This is a genomic window from Shimia sp. MMG029 (assembly GCF_027947445.1).
Classification (GTDB): domain Bacteria; phylum Pseudomonadota; class Alphaproteobacteria; order Rhodobacterales; family Rhodobacteraceae; genus Shimia.
The window spans coordinates 222,441-242,596 of the sequence record NZ_JAQJIM010000001.1; the positions used below are offsets into that span (position 1 = coordinate 222,441).

Here is a 20,156-nt window from a genome sequence, read left to right on the forward strand (position 1 = left end):
CCGCGCCCTATCTTCCTGATTGCGGTAACACAATTGGCGTCCTAATGTGCGCGCCAACAACCGTCAGGGAGGCCGTCATGACACATATTCTCGCCATTGATCAGGGCACCACATCCAGCCGCGCGATCGTCTTTGACGGCGACATCCGCCCCGGTGCCAGCGCGCAGGTCGAATTCACCCAACACTTCCCACAGTCTGGCTGGGTGGAGCATGACCCGTATGACATCTGGACCACCACGCTCAGCACCTGCAAAGAGGCGCTTACGTCCGCAGGCATCAGCGCCGCAGATGTGGCCGCCATCGGCATCACCAACCAGCGCGAAACCACGCTGGTCTGGAACAAACACACGGGCGAGGCGGTCTATAACGCCATCGTCTGGCAGGACCGCCGCACTGCCGCCATCTGTGACGCGTTGAAAGCCGCAGGCCACGCCGATCTGGTGCAGCGCACCACTGGCCTGCTGCTTGATCCCTATTTCTCTGGTACCAAGATCAAATGGATCTTGGACACAGTCGAGGGCGCGCGCGCATCTGCAGAGGCGGGTGATTTGCTCTTTGGCACGGTCGACAGCTACCTGATCTGGAAGCTCACCGGCGGCAAGGTCCATGCGACAGACGCCACCAACGCTGCCCGCACCCTGATTTATGACATCCACCAGGGCGCGTGGAGCGCGGAGATCTGCGAAATCCTCGGCATCCCCATGACGATGCTGCCAGAGGTCAAAGACTGCGCCGCTGATTTTGGCGCAACCGAAGCAGAGATTTTTGGCGCGCCCATCCCGATCCGTGGCGTGGCAGGTGATCAGCAGGCCGCCACCATCGGACAAGCCTGTTTTGAACCGGGCATGCTCAAGTCCACCTACGGCACCGGTTGCTTTGCCCTGTTGAACACCGGCGACACACCGGTAACCTCGCAAAACCGCCTGCTCACCACCGTCGCTTATCAGCTTGATGGCAAGCCCACCTACGCGCTGGAAGGCGCGATCTTCATTGCTGGCGCGGTGGTGCAATGGCTGCGTGATGGCCTCGGCATCATCGAGGACGCCGCCGCCACCTCTGGTCTGGCTAAAGCGGCTGATCCGGGGCAGGAACTCATCATGGTGCCCGCCTTCACTGGCCTTGGCGCGCCATACTGGAGCCCACAGGCCCGTGGTGCGGTCTTTGGTCTGACCCGCGGCTCCGGCCCGGCGGAATTTTCCCGCGCGGCCTTGGAAAGCGTCGGCTTTCAAACCCGCGACCTGCTCGAAGCGATGCAGGCGGATTTTGACTTCTCCGGCGACACCGTGCTGCGCGTCGATGGCGGCATGACCGCCTCTGACTGGACCATGCAGTTCCTCTCTGACGTGCTCGGCGCGCCGGTGGATCGCCCTGTCGTGGCCGAAAGCACCGCCAAAGGCGTGGCCTGGCTCGCGGGCATGCAGGTCGGCGTTTACCCCGATATGGCAGGCTTTGCCGCCACTTGGGAGAAAGAGCGCGAGTTCACCCCGGCCAAAGATCAGGATTGGCGTGACAGCCGTTACAAAGGCTGGAAGAAGGCGATTGACGCCACGCTGTCTATGACAGAGTAAGCATGGCGCGCGGCTTGCGCGCCCATCACGTCAGGAGGCCCAAAATGTCAGAAACCTGTATGCTCTGCGGGGCCTCTGAAACGCTTGCACCCATCGTGGTTGCACCTGAAGACACCACCGTCACCCTGTGCGACACCTGCGCGGACGGTGTGGCCAATGGCCCCAAAGACGCGCCCCACTGGCAATGCCTGCATGATGCGATCTGGAGCGAAACACCAGCGGTACAAGTTGTCGCGTGGCGTTTGCTCAATGGCCTGACAGAGGCCCCATGGGCGCGCGACCTGCTGGACATCGCCTATCTCGCCCCAGAGGTTCAGGTCTGGGCGGAGGCGGGCTTGGCTGCGACACCTGAAGACAGCATCATTCACCGCGACAGCAACGGCACGGAGCTGGCCGCCGGGGACACCGTTGTGCTGATCAAAGACTTGCCGGTCAAAGGCGCAGGCTTCACCGCCAAACGCGGCACCGCCGTGCGCAATATCTCTCTGGTGGCGGATAACGCCGAGCACATCGAAGGCCGCGTCGAAAGCCAGCGCATCGTGATCCTCACAAAATTTGTGAAAAAGAGCTGAAGGCGGGCGGCCCCCCAAGCATCGCGCGCATAAAAAAGATGCGCGCGCCTGACCGGTTTCAGCTTTCTGAGCCAGGCGCAGAGGTGCCCGCCTCACATCTGTATCTGCCCGGATCTACCTGAGCGTGAAATTTTCCGAGGTCAGATCGGAAAAGGACACGCCCGTCAATGTGGCGATTTTGAATGGGCCATATGTGAGTGTGATTTCCTCTCCATCACGCCCGGTAAAGCCCAGGGTGTGCCCTGCATCTATTGCTTCCGAAGGCAAGTCGGCTTCCAGAACATCTTCGTCCGGATTGAAGTCGGTGATCACAACCGGCGCCCAGTCTTGAGCGGCGTTTGGATCTTGGCCGAATCCCGGGGAGAGACTTACCGAAATTCTGTCCTGACCTTCTCCGCCCGTCACGGTATCCCCGTCATCAGCGCGGATTGTGTCATCTCCGAACCCGCCAGAAACCTGATCGGCCTGCGCGCCATTCCCGTTGTGCTGGGTCAAAAAATCTTCGGTGTTCAGCAAATCATCGCCCGTATCGCCAAATAGCGTATCGGAACCCCCAAGGCTTGTAAGTCCGTCCGCCCCGGATCCCCCCCGGACAAAGTCATCTCCGCCAAACTCTGGGTCGTTTCGGCCCGTGAGGTCACTCCAAAAGTCGTCCCCATCTGCCAGAAAAACGCGGTCGTCTCCGTCTCCTGAGTGAACGTTGTCATTCCCGGATCCGGCAAAAATTCTGTCGTCACCGGCAGCTGTTCGAATGGTGTCATTCCCGCCATTGGCCTGCACCTGAAACCCAGTGGTTATATCGTCGTCGACTGTGAATTCATTGGCCTCATCGTTGCCGAGCAAGGTAGTGAGCATATTGCTCCCGTCTGTCTGGGCGCTATCCTGCTCAGCGTCTGTGTCACTGTCGCTATCGCTGTCATTTTCACTGTCCTGTTCGGTGTCAGAGCCGCTGTCCAAAACGCCCATCAAAGGCGCAGCAATCCCAAGCCCCAAAAGGCCAAGCAGTATCAATTCCATGAAAACGATCCAAATTCCCGCAAAGGTTTAGTGCTCGGCGGTCTATGCGCTGTTTTTGGCAAAAACAAGACGCATTCCTCAAACGCCCCAACACGCCCATACCAGCGATGCGTTTCAGGGTGAAGATCTTTATTTTGAGCCACGCCCGCCCGCGCAAAACCGGCTCCCAAGTTACGGGAGCTGTCAGATCTCCATCGGAATGGTCACCGGCCCGTCATTGATCAGCGAGACCTTCATATCCGCGCCAAACCGGCCGGTCTCAACCGGCACATAGGCCGCCAGTTCCTTGGCAAAGAGCTCATACAGCCGCTTGCCCTCCTCAGGCGCGGCGGCTGTGGAAAATCCGGGCCGGTTGCCGCTGCGGGTGTCGGCCGACAGGGTGAACTGGCTCACCACCAACGCGCTGCCGCCAATATCCACCACCGATTTGTTCATCTTGCCGGCTTCATCCTGAAAAATCCGGCATTTCGCCACTTTGCCCGCGAGCTTGACCACCTGCGCCTCAGTATCGCCGTCCATCGCACAGACCAGCACCATCACGCCCACACCACAGGCTCCGATGATCTCGCCATCCACACGCACCTGCGCCTCGCTCACCCGCTGTATCACTGCCCGCATCTGTTTTTCCTCACGTGCCCCAATATTGATCCATGCAAAATGCGCCAGCGGGTAGGGCGCTGCAAGCCGCGCTTCTCATTCTCAAAATATCCCGGGTGAAGTCCTAACTTGCTTGGGACGAGGGCAGCGCCCTCCTTGGCGACGCCAAGGTTAGCGCTTCGGTCCCGCCATCACGATGCAGGTCGTGGAGCCGGTGGCATAGAGCTTGCCATCCTCAATGCCGCGAATTTCGCCATTGGCAATCCCGGTAGAGCGCCCGGCATGCTGCACCTTGCCCACCGCACGCACCTTCATGCCAACCGGTATCGAGCGCAGAATGTTGATTTTATATTCCAGCGTTGTGTAGATCTGCCCCACCGCCAGCGTGCTCTGCACCGCACAGGCCATGCAGCTGTCCAGCACCGTGCCATACCAGCCGCCATGCACCGTGCGGATCGGGTTCAGCACGCCAAACTCCGGCGTGCCTTCAAAGGTCACACTGCCATGTTCCGCATGAGTCGGCAGAAAGCCCATTGTTGCGCCAATCGGCGCACCGGGCAGCGTGCCATCAATGATCGCCTGCATGAACGCCAGCCCGCTCATCGACAGGATGGTGTCAAAATCCGCCAGCTCGTCCATGGATTGGGCATAGTGGTGTTTGGGCATGGGGCTCTCCTCTGTCCTTCATGGAGAGAGCCTCAAGCCCAATGCCTGCGCAAGAGGCCAAGCCGCCCGTTACGCAACGTTTTGCAGCTTCACTTCCGGCACGACCCCCAGCGCATGACACACATCCCGGGTCAGCTCTGGTCGGTTCAGCGTGTAAAAATGCAGCGCCTCCACACCCTCATCCATCAGCTCAGAACACATCTCGGTACACACCGCTGTCGCCAGCAGATCCTCGCGGTCATCGCGTACCGCCTTCTCGAACGCATTGGCCAGCCATGTGGGCACAGAGGTGCCACAACGCGCGGCAAATTTCTGCACCCCTTTCCAGTTCTCAATCGGCAGAACCCCAGGCAGGATTGGTGCATTAATACCGGCCTTCAAACAGGCATCTCGGAACCGCAGAAATGTCTCGCTCTCAAAAAAGAACTGGGTGATCGCCTCACTGGCCCCCGCATCAATCTTGCGCTTGAGCCATTCCACATTGGCGGCCATATCGGCGGCCTCCGGGTGGCTCTCAGGATAAGCGCCCACACGGATGGTGAACTTGCGAGTCGCCGCCAGCGCCTCAATCAGCTCAATGGAGGAAGCAAATCCCTCTGGATGAGGCGCAAAGCCTACGCTGCCTTTAGCGGGATCCCCACGCAGCGCCACAATCTCGCGCACACCGGCGGCGGCGAACTCTTCGGCAATGCGCAGCGTCTCAGCCTTTGAAGCATCCACACAGGTCAGATGCGCCGCCACATTCAGGCCAGAGGATTTGTGCAATGTCGCCACCGCTTCGCGTGTCAGATCCCGCGTGGTGCCACCGGCGCCATAGGTGACCGACACAAACCGCGGATCCAGCGGTGCCAGTGTTTGCACTGTGTCCCAAAGCCGAAAGGAGGCTTCCAACGACTGCGGCGGAAAGAATTCAAATGAAACTTGAGGCGTGGTCATAACGAGCGTCCTGTATCTTGTGGTTGTCCTCATGTCTCATGCGTGTCATCATTAAGCAAATTCATAATTCTCAAGAAGGTCATGAGCCCAACATGAAGATGCACATCGAGTTCCGCCACCTGCGCACTGTGCGTGCCATCTATGAATGTGGTGGCTTAGCCCGCGCGGCAGATCAGCTCAACATCACGCAATCGGCATTGTCGCATCAGATCAAAGGACTCGAAGAACAGGCCGGGGTCGAGCTGTTTGTGCGTCGCTCCAAACCGATGAAACTCTCAGCTGCGGGGCTGCGCCTGTTGCGTCTTGCCAATCAGGTTTTGCCAGAGGTCGAAAAGCTTGAGGCTGAGTTCAATGGCTTGCGTGATGGAAGCTCAGGCCGCTTGCATATCGCCATCGAATGCCACGCCTGTTTTGAATGGCTGTTCCCGGTGCTGGAACAGTTCCGCAAGAACTGGCCTGACGTAGATGTGGACATCCGTCCGGGGCTTGCCTTTGATGCGATGCCCGCTTTGCAGAAAGAAGAGGTGGATCTGGTGGTGAGCTCAGATCCCGAAAACCTGCCCGGCGTGTCTTTCAGTCATCTCTTTGATTATGCGCCGGTTTTTGTGGCGTCGTCGCAGCATCCTTTGGCGCAGAAACCTTTCGTTGAGGCGACAGACTTTCGTGGCGAGACTCTGATCACTTATCCTGTGGAACGCACGCGACTTGATGTGTTCTCCCAGCTTTTGATCCCAGCAAAGGTAGAACCGGGCGCGGTCCGTCAGGCAGAGCTCACCGCCGTTATTCTTTTGCTGGTGGCCTCCAATCGCGGCGTTTCCGTGTTGCCAGACTGGGTGGTGCGGGAGGTGAAATATTCCTCAGACTATGTCACGCGCCCGCTGACGGAAAATGGCCTGACGCGCCAGTTGTTCGCGGCAACACGAGATGAAGATCTGACCAAGCCCTACATGCAGGATCTGATCCAGATGGCGGGCAAAGAGGCTCGCAGACTTCAAGAAACTTAAATATATCTTGAGAATTCACGTTTAGTTTCTGCTTTCAGAATCCCTTGTGGTCATGCAAGGGAAGCGATCACGTGTCACTTAACTTTGGGATGGGATCCAAAAGACCAGAGGATGACGGCTTCTCTTGCCGCTCCATTGGTCTCGGCTTGGGTCTCTGGTGTTAGAAATGCCGAGAACATTCAATGCCATTTCGCTTGGCCAGTTTGCAGCGATTGACCCGACTGAGGGAAACACCGTTGCAGAAAATGCCTCCGAACTCGTTGGGCTGAATTTTGGTGGTTCGGGCAATCCTTTGGTGGATGATTTTGTCGAGATCTCTCCAACCGGTGGCGTGGGCTCCGTCTATGAAATGGACAACATGCAGGGCGATCGCTTTCGTGTTGATGGGGGAACGTCTCAAAAATTCGACGCGGCGGCGGTTTATAACGCCACGGTCACTTTTGCGAATGGCACCACAGGCACGTTTTCCGCCGTGCTCTTTCAGGATGTGAATGGAAACACCTATCTCGCTCCAGAGATCAACGACAATGCCGATCAGGCGTTGTTGGAAACCGGACCAATCCAATCGGTTTCGCTCGACAGCCTGTTGGCCAACAATGCGCTCGGCCTTGCCGCAGATCGACAGAGATGGGATTTTGTGACCTGTTTCGCCGCCGGTACGAATATCATCACCCAACATGGTGAGCGCGCGGTGGAGAGCCTCGTTGCAGGGGATATGGTCCTGACACTGGATCACGGGTTTCAACCTGTGCGCTGGATCGGTCAACGCACTGTGCAGGCCAAGGGCAATCTAGCACCCGTTCGGTTTGCACCGGGCGCGCTGGGCAATGATGCCCCATTGTTGGTGTCCCCGCATCACCGGATGATGCTGCGAGGCTGGCGCGTCGAAATGCACTTTGGCGAAGCAGAGGCTCTGGTGCCAGCGATCAGTCTCGTGAACGGCAGCAGCATCCGCCAAATTGAGGGTGATGACGTCACCTATGTACACCTGATGTTTGATTGCCATGAAATTGTATATGGCGGTGGCGTACCCAGCGAGAGCTTCATGCCCGGCGCAGAGGGTCTGAATGCGATGGAGCAGGCCGTACAGGAAGAGATTTTCACCATCTTCCCTGAGTTGCGCGAAAAGGGGCTCAAATCTTATGGTCCCGAAGCCCGACCAGTGTTGCGCGTGCAAGAAGGACGCATGCTGGTTGCCTAGGGCAAGGTGTGCAACGCGCGCAGCCTTAAGATGCACGAGAGGGTGAAATTGCACCTCCGCAATACCGTTGGGATACTGACGCAATACCGATGCTGAAAACAGGCGGCTTTCAGCGTTAACCAAATGCCGCCTTGCGCAACAGCCCCACTGTGCGCTGGTAAGTTTCAGATCAGCTTCACGATCTGTTTTCCCTTGTTGCCGCCGGTCAACATCGCGCGGAAGGCGGCTGGGGCATTTTCCAGACCTTCGGCAATATCTTCCTGATAGGCAATCTTGCCCGCCGCCAATTGTGGGCCAACCTCGTGGAGGAACTCACCGTATCTGTCAAAGTGGTTTGAGATGATAAAACCGTTCACAGACAAATAGTTAACCAGGATTGTGCGCCAGATTCGAGGTCCGGTGAGCGCCTCCATCGCGGCATCAGCCCCAAGGCCACCCGCATTGTACCAGGCGATCATCCCGCACACGGGAATGCGCCCAAACTGGTTCATCATGGGCAGAACCGCGTCCAGAACCTTGCCGCCCACATTTTCAAAATAGATGTCAATGCCGCCCGGGCAATGCGCTTTGAGAGCCTTTCGCAGATCACGGGCGGTGTCATAAGCGCGGTGATCGACGCAGGCGTCAAAGCCGTAAGTCTCTGTCGCTGTTTGACATTTTTCCGCACCACCCGCGATGCCGACCACCCGCAGTCCATGCAGTTTGGCGATTTGGCCCACCATAGATCCCACTGGTCCCGTGGCCGCCGCAACAACCAGTGTTTCCCCCGCTTTGGGGCGACCATGTTCCATCAATCCAAACCAGCCTGTGAACCCGGGCATGCCCATCACGCCAAGCGCCGTGGTGATCGGTGCAAGATCCGGGTTAAGCCTTTGTATGTCATCACCTTTTGCCTTGCCGTGACTTGCCCAACCAAACATGCCAAAGGCAAAATCACCCACACTGAAGTTTGGGTGGTTTGACGCGATGACTTCGCCCACCGCACCCCCTTCCATAGTGCCCCCAATCGGCACAGGCGCAGCATAGGATTTTGCGTCATCCATCCGCCCACGCATGTAGGGATCAAGCGACATATAATGGCTGCGCACCAGCACTTCACCGTCGCCAATCTTGGGGAGATCCACTGTTTCTAAACGAAAATTCTCATCTTGTGGCGCGCCAGTCGGGCGGCTGGCCAGCACCATGCGTTGCATCTGTTCGGTCATCTGGGGTGTCCTCCAAAGCTCTGCGGACAGCTTGCGCCCAGTGCCCCGGTCTTGCAAGCGATGGCCCCAAGCAGACAACTTTCGTGACGCGGCGTTTCAAAAGGGGCTGCTATGCATCCATTGGCCCTTGGCAAAAAGGGTTTGGACGCGTATACGCCCGCTCTGAGCCAAAAGGAGCCGTGCCATGCCGGGCAGCGCAAATCTGAACATCATGATGAAGGCCGCTCGCAAAGCGGGGCGGTCACTGGTCAAAGACTTCCGTGAGGTTGAAAACCTTCAGGTGTCGATGAAAGGGGCAGGGGACTTTGTAAGCCGTGCCGACATCGCTGCCGAAAATATCCTGAAAGAAGAATTGCTTGGCGCGCGTCCAACCTATGGCTGGCTGGCTGAAGAGGGCGGCGAAATTGAGGGCAAGGACCCGACCCGTCGCTGGATTGTTGACCCGCTGGACGGCACCACCAACTTCCTGCACGGCCTGCCACACTGGGCGGTGTCCATTGCTTTGGAACACAAGGGTGAGATCGTTGCGGGCGTGGTGTTTGATGCCGCCAAGGACGAAATGTTTTACGCCGAGCGCGGCGAAGGCGCATGGTTGAACGACAGCCTGCGCCTGCGTGTTTCTGGCCGCCACCGCATGATCGAGTCGATTTTTGCCACTGGCCTGCCATTTGGCGGCCGCGCCGATCTGCCTGAGACCCTGCAAGACTTGGCCCGTTTGCTGCCTGCCACAGCTGGCGTGCGCCGCTTCGGTGCTGCGTCTCTGGATCTCGCCTATGTGGCCGCTGGGCGCTATGAGGGCTACTGGGAGCGTGGCCTGCAGCCATGGGACGTCGCCGCAGGTTTGCTGATCGCGAAAGAGGCCGGTGCGCTTGTTGAGCCCGTTAACCCAGACGGCAACATGGTGGAAGACGGCGAGGCGATTGTAGCCAACGAACCGATCTTTTCTCAGTTCGCGAAGGTCATTCGTAAGGGCTGAACCGAGCAACGCACGCTGCCCTAACGCAGCTCACATGCGATTGTGAAAATGTTGAACCTGGCCCGATTGGGTCAGGTTTTTTCGTTTTTGTCCGCTTCAAGTGCAAAACTCACGCCATTTACCCACTCAAAGGGGGCGTAATCAGCAGGGTTCACGCCTTCAAGCGCACCGATGTTGACCCCATAAACCTTGGGATTGCTACGGCGTCGGTGGTGCGTGTAGATCCCACAATGGCGGCAAAAGTAGTGCTGCGCGGTCTTTGTGCCCCAAGTGTAGAGGTTCAGGCTCTCCTCGCCTTTCACGATGATCAGATCCTCGACCGCCACATCCACGTTGGGAGCAGCACGACGGCGGCAAAAAGAACAATCACAAGAGCGCGCTTCGCTCAGATCTTGCGCCAACGTGACGTGTATTTTGACTGCCCCGCAGTGGCAGCTCAGTTTGTGGCTCATCTGCGCCTCCTGACCCGTGGAATGGATGATTGGCTGAGGCGATAACGGGCCTCAGGATGTGGTGGGTGGCCATGCGTGCGTCTCCAGAAACCGCTTCCTCCAAGACGCAGCCAGACAGGTATCGCAAGAACCGCGCCAATCACAAAACCCCCGGCATGCGCCCAATGGGCGACGCCGCCGGTCTCCGGGTCGCTCAGAACGCCGTTGAACACCTGAAGGCCGAACCAGAAACATAGCATCACCCAGGCCGGAATGGTGATGATACGGAAAATGATGATGAGTATCAGCAGTATGTCTACGCGCGCTTTGGGGAAAAGCAGCAGGTAGCCGCCCATGACCCCGGCAATGGCCCCTGAGGCGCCAACCATCGGGATGATACTGTCGGGGTCTGCGGCGATCTGCGCAAAGCCCGCACCGAGTCCTGATAGAATGTAGAAAATCAGGAAGCCCAGATGACCCATTTCATCTTCAAGATTGTCGCCAAAAATCCAAAGAAACAGCATATTGCCAAACAAGTGCATCCAGCCCCCATGCAAAAACATGGAGCTGAATAGACCGTGCAGGCGTTGCCCTTCCATGATCGCGGCAGGGATCAGCGCCCAGTCGCTAAAAAACTGGGCGAGACGGTAGTCGTCTCCCATAATGGGCTGATAACTCAGAAAAATCCCGATGTTGAGGATGAGAAGGCCATAGACAACATAGGGTGTGCGGCCTGACGGATTGTGATCGCGTATTGGAAACATTCCGCCAAGCTGCTGTGATTTTCGGGGGAGGTCAACTGCCCCCGCTCAAAAGTGCCGCGTTGCCGCCTGCTGCTGTGGTGTCTACACACACATGACGTTCTCCCAGAACCCGTGCCGCATCCGGTTGGCCGGTGATCAAGGGAACGATCGGCCCATCGCGTTGTGCCAGAGCCTGTTCCATCGCGCGACCTGTCTCTGCATCGCCCCACCAGAGCACCCCGGAAAAACCTGTAAGCGCAGTCAACGCCTCGGGTGCCAGCTGACCTGACGCTGCGACGGCACGCCCGCCCAGGCGTATGACCTTTTGAGCCTGCTCTTTGGCAGCCTGTGCGCTTGGACCAAGGCACAGAACAGGTGCTTTTGCATAGGTGGTCAAGCGATTGGACTCGCCCGTGGGGCCGGGCAGAGATGTCGTGACCGCTGAAGCTTGGGCCTGTTCTACGCTCGCTTGGTCCAGTTGCGCCTGAACATGTTCGCTTGCCAGATGTGTTTCCCAAGCATCGGCAGTCTGGCCGATTGGTTTTGCAAACCGCGACAGATAGTGAGGGCCACCCGCCTTAGGGCCAGTGCCTGACAGACCTTCACCGCCAAAGGGTTGGGACCCTACAATCGCGCCAATCTGATTGCGGTTAACATAAATATTGCCCGCTTTGATGCGATCAGAGACATGTTGAACGCGGTCGTCGATCCGCGTTTGCAGACCGAAAGTAAGGCCATACCCCGTCGCGTTGATGGCATCGATGACCTGATCGAGCTCGTTGGCCTTAAAGGTGGCGACATGCAGAACTGGTCCGAAAATCTCGTGTGTCAGGTCGGAAATGCCCGTCACTTTGATCAAAGTCGGTGCAATGAACGTCCCGGTTTGAGGTGTGGCCAATTGATAGAGCACGCGGTTTTCGGATTGCGCCAATGCAATGTGATCCGCGATGGTTTTATGTGCTGCGGCGTCGATGACAGGGCCACTGTCTGTTGAAAGCTTCCAGGGGTCACCAAGCGAAAGCTCTTTCATCGCACCTTTGAGCATTTCGAGCAAATTGTCTGCAATGTCTTCCTGTACATAGAGGCAGCGCAAGGCAGAGCAACGCTGGCCAGCGGATTGGAAGGCGCTTTCTACAATCGCGGTCACAGCTTGCTCAGGCAGGGCCGTTGAATCCACAATCATGGCGTTCAGGCCGCCGGTTTCTGCGATCAAAGGGGCACCGGGGGTAAGGTGATCTGCCATGGTTTTGCGTATGCGCAGTGCGGTTGCAGTCGAGCCTGTGAAAGCCACACCATTGATCCGCGGGTCTGAGGTCAGCGCTGCGCCTACCGTCGCGCCAGCACCCGGCAGCAGTTGCAGTGCACCGCGTGGAACTCCGGCCTCATGCAGAAGTTTGACCGCTTCATAGGCGATCAGAGGGGTCTGGTCGGCAGGTTTCGCCAGCACAGTATTGCCAGCAGCCAGCGCCGCAGCGATCTGACCTGTGAAGATTGCCAGCGGGAAGTTCCATGGAGAAATACAGGTGAAGAGACCTGCGGCGGGTGTGTCTGGCGCGTTGGCACCATAGTAGCGCAGGAAGTCGACGGCTTCACGCAGCTCCGCAACCGCATCCTTTGGCGTTTTGCCTGCCTCGCGCGCAAGCAAGGCAAAAAGGAGGCCGAAGTTCTCCTCATAGAGGTCTGCGGCGCGGGCCAAGACCGCTCCGCGCTCTGCTGGGGCTGCGTTCCAGGCGTTTGCGTTGCTGATTGCGGTTTGTACATCCTGAGCGCTTGCCGTGGCGACGGTGCCTGGGCTGTCCGTTGGAAGCGTCGGGTTCTCTACTTTGGTTGCGGCCTCTGGTGAGGTTGCGCCGTCAATCAGCGGGGTGGCGTGCCATGTCGCTTTGCGGAATGGGTCACGCGCCGCATCAACGGCGTAAAGTGTCGGCAAATCCGTGAGGTCAAACCCCTTGGAGTTCGTCCGTTCGGGTGCAAAGAGCGCGGGCCCCGAAAGAAGGGTTTGTGCCGGTGTAAGTTCTGCGCTGAAGGGATCGCTGGCAACTTCCTCCGCAGGCACTTCTTCATCCACAATCTGGTTCACAAAGGAGCTGTTCGCACCGTTTTCCAAAAGCCTGCGCACAAGATAAGCCAGCAGATCTCGGTGTGCACCAACTGGGGCATATATGCGGCAGCGCGTGCTTTCACCCTTCAGCACCAAATCATGCAGGGCGTCACCCATTCCGTGCAAACGTTGGAATTCAAACGCGGTTTTGTCAGTCGCCATGTGAAGAATCGCAGCGACAGTATGTGCATTATGGGTCGCAAACTGCGGATAGATGTAATCCGTCATCTCCAACAGTTTGCGTGCATTCGCAATATAGGAGATATCGGTTGCCGCTTTGTTGGTGAAGACCGGGAAGCTTTCGAGGCCTTCAACCTGCGCGCGCTTGATCTCTGTGTCCCAATACGCCCCCTTGACCAGACGCACCATGATTTTGCGATCACATTGCTTTGCAAGTTCATAGAGGTAGTCGAGCGTGACACCCGCGCGCTTTCCATAGGCTTGGACAACAACCCCAAATCCATCCCAGCCAGCAAGAGCGGGCTCAGCCAAGACCGTACTGATGACATCCATGGACAGGGACAGACGGTCTGCCTCTTCCGCATCGATGTTCAGGCCCATGCCAGCGGATTTCGCAAGCAAAGCAAGGGAGCGCAGTCGCGGAACCAACTCCTCCATCACGCGATCAGACTGGGCGACTTCATAGCGAGGATGTAGTGCCGAGAGTTTGACGGAGATGCCGGGGTTTTGCCGGATATCATCATGGGTGCAGGCAGTCGCGATTGCTGAAATCGCTCTAGAATATGCGAGATGATACCGCATAGCGTCGGCATCGGTTTTGGCCGCCTCTCCGAGCATGTCATAAGAGTAAGTATACCCTTTAGACTCCATTTGTGCTGCGCGGTCCATTGCAGCGGTGATTGTCTCCCCCAAGACAAACTGGCGCCCCATTTCTTTCATCGCGCGACCAACAGCGGTGCGGATAACGGGTTCGCCCAGACGCTTAACCGCGCCACGCAAGGTGCCAACCAAGCCCTTGTTGCTGTCATCCATGACCTTGCCTGTCAGCAGCAGTGCCCAGGTTGACGCATTGACCAAGGGAGAAGTGGATTGACCAAGGTGCTTGCCCCAGTCAGAGGGGGCGACCTTGTCTTCAATCAGTGCGTCAATGGTTTCGGCATCAGGAACGCGCAGCAGTGCCTCTGCGAGACACATAAGCGCCACGCCTTCGTCGGTTGAAAGACCATACTCGGCAAGGAACACTTCCATCAAACCCGGGCTGGTTTCGTTGCGGATCTTGGTGACGAGTTCGGCGCCACTGGCACAGATCGCGCTTCGGTCTGCTTCAGAAAGAGCGGCCTGTTTGACAAGGTCAGCAACCAGTGTGGCCTCGTTCCGATAGGTTGTTGTGTCGATCAAAATGCGCGTTTTGGTCATGGTGCCTCCTGTATTTAGGCTAGAATAGCGCAGTTGAAGCAGCCATAATCACCAAAGCTTTCCGTTTGGATTGCCACATTGGCTGCTTGAGGGGCGATTTTCTATGCAAGGTGACCATGTTGATCTGGATCGATTTGATCGCGCGATTCTTGAGCTTCTGTCCCGAGATGGACGAATTTCCATCACGGATTTGGCGCGTGAGATTGGTTTGTCCAAAAGTCCAACTCAAGCAAGATTGCGGCGATTGGAACGGGAAGGGGTCATAACCGGTTATCGCGCTTTGCTTGATCCAATTCGCTTGGGTTTGGATCACGTCGCCTTTGTTGAGGTGAAACTGTCAGAGACACGAGAAAGGGCCCTGCAAGCGTTCAATGAGGCGGTGGCAGAAATACCTGAAATCGAGCAGGCGCATATGATTGCCAGTCATTTCGACTACCTTTTGAAAGTTCGCACGTCGAGCATGTCCGCCTATCGACGGGTGCTGGGGGAGAAAATTTCTGCGCTCCCGCATGTGGCCAGCACGTCAACCTATGTCGCCATGCAGGCAGTCAAAGAAACCGGCCTCGCAGAGATGTGACTTGGCGATTTGGGCGCGACCGTGCCAGCCTTTTTGTATGTTGAGATTTGTTGTTGCGCTTTGTCTGTGTGCTCCTGCGTTTGCAGAGACGTGCCCGGCAGCCCCGGATCATTCAGATGCTCTGAACGCATTGATTGAACGTGTTCAAAAGGCCCCGGATCAAGCGTCTGCGCAGGTGCTTTCCAGGGAGATGTGGCAATTTTGGGCTGATGCGCCCGATGAAACGGCGCAGGAAATTTTGAACAGGGGCATGCGCAAGCGGGAGTCGTGGGATCTGCTCGGTGCGCGGTCTGATTTTGACGCGTTGATTGCCTACTGCCCGCATTATGCTGAAGGCTATAATCAACGTGCCTTCGTGAATTTTTTGAGCCAGAATTTCGAAGCCGCTTTGCCAGATCTGAAGCGCGCGCTTGACCTGTCCCCGCGCCATGTCGCTGCGCAGTCAGGGCTCGCTTTGACCTTGATTGGTTTGGGGAGAGACGCCGAAGCCCAAGATGTGCTTGCCATTGCTTTGGAACTCAATCCTTGGCTTCCTGAACGGTCCTTGTATCGGGCGCCAGGGCTTTCGGACAAACCTGGTGAGGATCTGTAGCCGAATTGCATGCCAGAGATTTGCTTGCTGAGATGCTTGCTCGAAAACTTTGCAATTTGCGAGGAAATGCCTCTTCACACCAGCGAACAACACGCTATTGTCGCGCCGCTGACGCATTGTTCGTGTCATGTGCCCGCGTGGTGGAATGGTAGACACAGGAGACTTAAAATCTCTAGGCCGTATAGGCCGTGCCGGTTCGAGTCCGGCCGCGGGTACCACTTCAAACTATTGATGTATTTCAAATTTTTAAACCCATGAGCAGTGCTGTTGGTGCGCTCAAGATTGATTTTCAACCAGATCAATCGATCCTTTTCTCTCGTCTCATGGCCAACGCAGCGACGAATAGACATAAGGCTGCGCCAGCCACAGCACTGATACACAGCATCATTATGGATGCTGTGATCACAGGGGGCACAATATCGATGGTGCGCCAGATCACATTTAGGATGGCTTCCATAGGTCGTCTCCTTTTTGTGTGGTCAGGCCCTATAGTTGCTGCTGGCCTGCGCTCTTGTCTATAGAAATGATCATTTGGGTGCGGGGGACAGCGCTTTGTCTGATGAGCAGGCGTACGAGAAATTGCCGTCCTGCGGATGAAAAAAACGGTCAAAAAAACAGGCCGCGCCAGTTTGTGCTCTGGCGCGGCCTGTTTGTGATTGTCAGCAATGGTTTAGCTTTCGCGTTTGCCTGCGAATTTTTCCTGCCACTCCTCGCGTTCTTCATCTGAGACTTTGCGGAAGGTAACATCTGGCACAGTAAAGGCGTGGCCCGGCGCGAGGGCTTCCAGCGCTGCGGATACGTCTTCGGGCCAGTTGGTGTCCTCAGTCTGCATAGCGGCCATCAGTTGCGCCGACGCATCTGGAATAAAGGGCGCAGAAACAACAGCGTAGAGGCGGATCAGGTTCAGAGCGAGGCGAATTTGGGCCGCTGCTTTCTCGGGATCTTCCTTGAAGGTGGACCAAGGTGCTGCCGTCTGCAGGTACTCGTTGCCCGCAACCCAGATGGCGCGCAGCTCCTGAGCGGATTTGCGCACTTCCATGTCCGTCATATGGCCCTCGTAGGCGCGCAGACGGGTGGCGAGTTCGTTGATCAATGCGGTCTCGGTTTCGCCGAACTCGCCACCTGCAGGGATTTCTTCGCCAAATTTGGAGCGGCAGAATTTGGTGACGCGGCTGACGAAGTTACCAAGCACGTCGGCGAGGTCTTTGTTTACGGATTGCTGGAAGTTTTCCCAGGTGAACTCGCTGTCAGAGCTTTCCGGTGCATGGCTCAGCAGCCACCAGCGCCAATAATCAGACGGCAGGATTTCCAGCGCCTGATCCATGAAGACACCACGCCCACGCGAGGTGGAGAACTGGCCGCCATCATAGTTCAAGTAGTTGAAAGACTTGATGTAATCCACGGCCTTCCACGGCTCTTCAGAACCGAGAATGGTGGCGGGGAAAGAGAGCGTGTGGAACGGTACGTTGTCCTTGCCCATGAACTGGGTGTAGGTCACGTCCTCAGCGCCTTTGTCGGTGCGCCACCAACGTTCCCAGTCTTCGCCCTTGCCAGCGTCGACCCACTCCTGAGCGCAGGCGATGTATTCGATGGGGGCGTCAAACCAGACGTAGAAGACTTTGCCTTCCATGCCGGGCCAGTCTGCGCCGCCTTTCTTAACGGGCACGCCCCAGTCGAGATCGCGTGTGATGCCGCGGTCTTGCAGGCCGTCGCCGTCGTTGAGCCACTTGTTGGCAATCGAGGTGGTCAGCACCGGCCAGTCGGTCTTGCTGTCGATCCAAGCCTGCAGTTTGTCACGCATTTGCGACTGGCACAGGAACAGGTGCTTGGTTTCGCGCTCCTCCAGATCGGTGGAGCCAGAGATGGTGGAATAGGGGTTGATCAGATCGGTTGGGTCAAGCTGCTTGGTGCAGTTGTCACATTGGTCGCCCCGCGCGCTTTCAAAGCCGCAGTTGGGGCAGGTGCCCTCGATGTAGCGGTCTGGCAGGAAGCGCCCGTCTGCGTTGGAATAGACCATCTTTTCAGTGACTTCTCGGATCAATCCCATATCGGCAAGGCGGCCTGCGAAGTGTTGGGTCAGGGCGTGGTTCTGTTGGCTGGACGAGCGGCCGTAGTGGTCAAAACTCAGGCGGAAGCCTTCGGCAATTTTGGATTGCACTTCATGCATTTCGGCGCAGTAATCCGCGACGTCTTTGCCTGCTTTGGCAGCGGCGAGTTCAGCCGGGGTGCCGTGTTCATCCGTGGCGCAAAGGAACAGAACTTCGTGGCCGCGCGCGCGCATGTAGCGGGCAAACAGATCGGCGGGCAGCTGGCTGCCGACGAGGTTGCCGAGGTGTTTGATGCCGTTGATATACGGCAAGGCCGAGGTGATCAGATGGCGCGCCATGTGGGTGTCCCTTAACTGTTTCGTTCCCCATTAGCCCAAAGCCTAAGGCAGTTCCACAGTGGAATTGTGCGCTGCATTGAGCAGCGGGGTGGGGGCGGAAATTAACCATGAAATTTCACGTCGGTATTGCGTCTGTATCGCGACTGTATTGCGTAGGTGCAATTTCGAGCATCCCTTGGGTGTTAACCTTTCGGGTTTTTGTCCTGATGTGTGGCTTCGCGTTGACCCTTGGTGATGCGGCCAACTGTGAAAGAGGTGCGTGGCGCATAGACGTAACGGGTGCGCGATTGCATGGTTGGCCGCGCCAGCATCCGGGCCAGACCGAAGACGATCAGCAGCGCATGTCCGGCAGCAATCATGATGAAAAGCGCCGCTGGGCCGAAACGCTCGATGAGGCCGGAGGCAAAGAGCGGAGTGCCGATTGCGCCTACGGCAAAAAAGAACATAAGCGCCGCTGAGAGCTCGACCCGTTCTTCAGAGGTGGCAAAGTCGTTCGCGTGGGCGGCGGCGACGGAGTAGATCGGGAAAGATGTGAAGCCAAAGAAGCCCGCGTTCAGCATCACCATGGCAGTGCTGCCGCCTCCCAAGGTCACGGTTGTGGCGCAGCTGAGGACAGCGGCGGCGGAGAGCCAGATCAACACCCAGCGGCGGTCAAACTTGTCTGCGAGCCAACCCACAGGATATTGTGCAATGGCCCCACCCAAAACGAAGGCGGCAAGGAACCATGCGATCTGGCTGACCTGCAGGCCCACTTCGGTGCCGTAGACCGGGCCGACCATGCGGAAGGAGGCAGAGCTGAGTGCCGCGACGATCACGCCAGCCACAGCGAGTGGCGAACGCTCATACGCGAGCTTGGGGCGCAGACGCGGGGCGTTGGGTGTTTTGGGCTGGGGAGAGGTGGTGAGCGTGATCGGCAGCAGCGCAAGACAGCAGATCAGCGCAAGCAGATTGTAGGAGACATAAGAGGCCGGCTCCAGCACGCTGATCACCAGCTGCGCGGCGAGGGAGGCCACCATATCGACCACGCGGTAGGTGCCCATGGCGCGCCCGCGGGTTTCATTGGTGACTTTGGATTGCAGCCAAGCCTCGACCACGGTGAAACAGCCCGCGACGCAGAGGCCCGAGGCGATGCGCATCACCGCCCATGCGATGGGATCGACAATCACGAAGTGGCCCAGCAGGCCAATCGCCCCCAGGGCTGTGAAGGTGGCAAAGGCGCGAGAGTGCCCGACGCTGCCCATCAGGCGGGGCGACCACCAGCAGCCTATAAAAAAACCAAGAAAGTGGGCTGAGCCTAGCAGGCCAATCTGTTCCGTTGTGAAGCCAAGCGCGATGCCAGACAGCGCATCAAGCGGCCCCACGCCGCCGGAGCTGAGTTGCAGCAGGATGACGGAGAGGAAGAGAGCCGAGAAGGTGATGATCATGCGCATGGTTGCACCATGGCGGAATGGGCCGGGAAAGCTAGGGGAAAGTTGGGGGAAGTGGCAACAGGGCTGGTCCAGTTATGAAGTATGGTATTTCAACGGAGATAAGCTCATAATAACTACGAACGTGCAATTTTATTTTCGAAAGTTTCAAAGCCTATTGAAGTAAAAAATAAACCCGCCAAAGAGCGAGTTTATTTTAATTATTGGATTAGGCTTTTGTGAGAAGTTGAGTACGCTCTTTAGCGCTGCCAAACGAATTAGGGCCGTTGAATATTGCAACGGCGCGCCAAATCACTTGATCGCCCGCGTTGAGAGGGGTTTGATTTTTTAGAAACGCTAGTTCAGAGCCGCGAGGTTCTTTGCGTTGGTTTTGCGAGTCAAATAGATAGTACTGCCAAACTAGTTGAGGATTCCCTACGGTTTCATCATCCGTTAAACTGTATACCCCCGCACAATATGTGTTTCCAGAATTGCTTGACTGGGCCTCAACGCGATGGATGACTGTTACGTTTGATAGAAATCCGCCCGGAGAAGTGGTGAACGAAAATTGTTGATCTGCGCCAAGCGATTGGGTCTGCGCTGCATGCATCACTTCGGAAATGGTTGAGCCAGGTGACACATCTACATTCATTTGAAAGTACATTCCTACAATACTAAGATTTACGGTCATTTGAAACTCCTGCAGTAAAATTGAACTAGGATAATAGTGGTAGTATTCACAGACGCATCACGAATAAGGATTTAGCGAGCGTGGTGATAATCTATCAGTTGTGGGGTACT

At 57.1% G+C, this 20,156-nt stretch carries 18 protein-coding genes and 1 tRNA gene; 8 read left to right on the forward strand and 11 right to left on the reverse strand.

Going from position 1 to position 20,156, the window contains the following annotated elements; genetic code table 11:
• The first annotated feature begins 77 nt into the window (after positions 1-77).
• Together glpK and PJL69_RS01125 are read left to right on the forward strand one after the other, a co-directional pair.
• Positions 78-1,568, forward strand: a complete 1,491-nt coding sequence (gene glpK, locus PJL69_RS01120) for a glycerol kinase GlpK (protein ID WP_271308017.1) — start codon at positions 78-80, stop codon at positions 1,566-1,568.
• Between the two features lie 44 nt (positions 1,569-1,612).
• On the forward strand, positions 1,613-2,140 hold the full coding sequence (locus tag PJL69_RS01125) for a PhnA domain-containing protein (protein ID WP_271308018.1): 528 nt from the start codon (positions 1,613-1,615) through the stop codon (positions 2,138-2,140).
• 114 nt (positions 2,141-2,254) lie between these two features.
• Here PJL69_RS01125 and PJL69_RS01130 read toward each other — a convergent pair whose 3' ends face one another.
• The 4 genes from PJL69_RS01130 to metF form a co-directional block, all read right to left on the reverse strand.
• Positions 2,255-3,157 carry a calcium-binding protein gene (locus PJL69_RS01130; RefSeq protein WP_271308019.1) on the reverse strand — a complete coding sequence of 301 codons (903 nt, stop codon included), beginning with the start codon at positions 3,155-3,157 and terminating at the stop codon, positions 2,255-2,257.
• 183 nt (positions 3,158-3,340) lie between these two features.
• Positions 3,341-3,775, reverse strand: a complete 435-nt coding sequence (dtd, locus tag PJL69_RS01135; protein WP_271308020.1) for a D-aminoacyl-tRNA deacylase — start codon at positions 3,773-3,775, stop codon at positions 3,341-3,343.
• 150 nt (positions 3,776-3,925) lie between these two features.
• Positions 3,926-4,420, reverse strand: a complete 495-nt coding sequence (locus PJL69_RS01140; protein ID WP_271308021.1) for a PaaI family thioesterase — start codon at positions 4,418-4,420, stop codon at positions 3,926-3,928.
• Positions 4,421-4,489: 69 nt separating this feature from the next.
• The gene (metF, locus tag PJL69_RS01145) at positions 4,490-5,356 is read right to left on the reverse strand and encodes a methylenetetrahydrofolate reductase [NAD(P)H] (protein ID WP_271308022.1); all 867 of its coding nucleotides are present in this window, start codon (positions 5,354-5,356) and stop codon (positions 4,490-4,492) included.
• 98 nt (positions 5,357-5,454) lie between these two features.
• On the opposite strand from metF, the gene PJL69_RS01150 reads away from it, so the two are divergent.
• The gene (locus tag PJL69_RS01150; protein WP_271308954.1) at positions 5,455-6,360 is read left to right on the forward strand and encodes a LysR family transcriptional regulator; all 906 of its coding nucleotides are present in this window, start codon (positions 5,455-5,457) and stop codon (positions 6,358-6,360) included.
• A gap of 166 nt (positions 6,361-6,526) precedes the next feature.
• The gene (locus PJL69_RS01155; protein WP_271308023.1) at positions 6,527-7,561 is read left to right on the forward strand and encodes a Hint domain-containing protein; all 1,035 of its coding nucleotides are present in this window, start codon (positions 6,527-6,529) and stop codon (positions 7,559-7,561) included.
• A gap of 164 nt (positions 7,562-7,725) precedes the next feature.
• On the opposite strand, the gene PJL69_RS01160 is transcribed toward PJL69_RS01155, so the two are convergent.
• Complete coding sequence (locus PJL69_RS01160) at positions 7,726-8,766, reverse strand: NADP-dependent oxidoreductase (protein ID WP_271308024.1); 1,041 nt, start codon at positions 8,764-8,766, stop codon at positions 7,726-7,728.
• Positions 8,767-8,950: 184 nt separating this feature from the next.
• On the opposite strand from PJL69_RS01160, the gene PJL69_RS01165 reads away from it, so the two are divergent.
• Positions 8,951-9,742, forward strand: a complete 792-nt coding sequence (locus PJL69_RS01165; protein ID WP_209097510.1) for an inositol monophosphatase family protein — start codon at positions 8,951-8,953, stop codon at positions 9,740-9,742.
• 71 nt (positions 9,743-9,813) lie between these two features.
• On the opposite strand, the gene PJL69_RS01170 is transcribed toward PJL69_RS01165, so the two are convergent.
• The 3 genes from PJL69_RS01170 to putA are packed head-to-tail and all read right to left on the reverse strand — an operon-like array spanning position 9,814 to position 14,394.
• On the reverse strand, positions 9,814-10,194 hold the full coding sequence (locus PJL69_RS01170) for a GFA family protein (protein ID WP_271308025.1): 381 nt from the start codon (positions 10,192-10,194) through the stop codon (positions 9,814-9,816).
• Positions 10,191-10,937 (reverse strand): rhomboid family intramembrane serine protease, encoded by a 747-nt coding sequence (locus PJL69_RS01175; RefSeq protein ID WP_271308026.1) that lies wholly within the window; start codon positions 10,935-10,937, stop codon positions 10,191-10,193. Before PJL69_RS01175 ends, PJL69_RS01170 begins: the two co-directional genes overlap by 4 nt.
• Positions 10,938-10,968: 31 nt before the next feature.
• Positions 10,969-14,394: a bifunctional proline dehydrogenase/L-glutamate gamma-semialdehyde dehydrogenase PutA gene (putA, locus tag PJL69_RS01180; protein ID WP_271308027.1), complete on the reverse strand. Its 3,426-nt coding sequence runs from the start codon at positions 14,392-14,394 to the stop codon at positions 10,969-10,971.
• A gap of 103 nt (positions 14,395-14,497) precedes the next feature.
• Between putA and PJL69_RS01185 the strand changes: the two genes are divergently transcribed.
• The 3 genes from PJL69_RS01185 to PJL69_RS01195 all read left to right on the forward strand — a co-directional run bounded on the left by PJL69_RS01185 (position 14,498) and on the right by PJL69_RS01195 (position 15,781).
• Positions 14,498-14,971: an Lrp/AsnC family transcriptional regulator gene (locus PJL69_RS01185; protein ID WP_271308028.1), complete on the forward strand. Its 474-nt coding sequence runs from the start codon at positions 14,498-14,500 to the stop codon at positions 14,969-14,971.
• A gap of 250 nt (positions 14,972-15,221) precedes the next feature.
• On the forward strand, positions 15,222-15,563 hold the full coding sequence (locus PJL69_RS20275) for a tetratricopeptide repeat protein (protein ID WP_333781856.1): 342 nt from the start codon (positions 15,222-15,224) through the stop codon (positions 15,561-15,563).
• Positions 15,564-15,694: 131 nt separating this feature from the next.
• Positions 15,695-15,781: transfer RNA gene (locus tag PJL69_RS01195), tRNA-Leu, on the forward strand.
• 452 nt (positions 15,782-16,233) lie between these two features.
• On the opposite strand, the gene metG is transcribed toward PJL69_RS01195, so the two are convergent.
• The 3 genes from metG to PJL69_RS01210 all read right to left on the reverse strand — a co-directional run bounded on the left by metG (position 16,234) and on the right by PJL69_RS01210 (position 20,046).
• Positions 16,234-17,949, reverse strand: a complete 1,716-nt coding sequence (gene metG, locus PJL69_RS01200) for a methionine--tRNA ligase (protein WP_271308030.1) — start codon at positions 17,947-17,949, stop codon at positions 16,234-16,236.
• Between the two features lie 182 nt (positions 17,950-18,131).
• On the reverse strand, positions 18,132-19,379 hold the full coding sequence (locus tag PJL69_RS01205; RefSeq protein WP_271308031.1) for an MFS transporter: 1,248 nt from the start codon (positions 19,377-19,379) through the stop codon (positions 18,132-18,134).
• A 205-nt stretch (positions 19,380-19,584) separates the two neighbouring features.
• The gene (locus PJL69_RS01210; RefSeq protein ID WP_271308032.1) at positions 19,585-20,046 is read right to left on the reverse strand and encodes a hypothetical protein; all 462 of its coding nucleotides are present in this window, start codon (positions 20,044-20,046) and stop codon (positions 19,585-19,587) included.
• Positions 20,047-20,156: the final 110 nt, after the last annotated feature.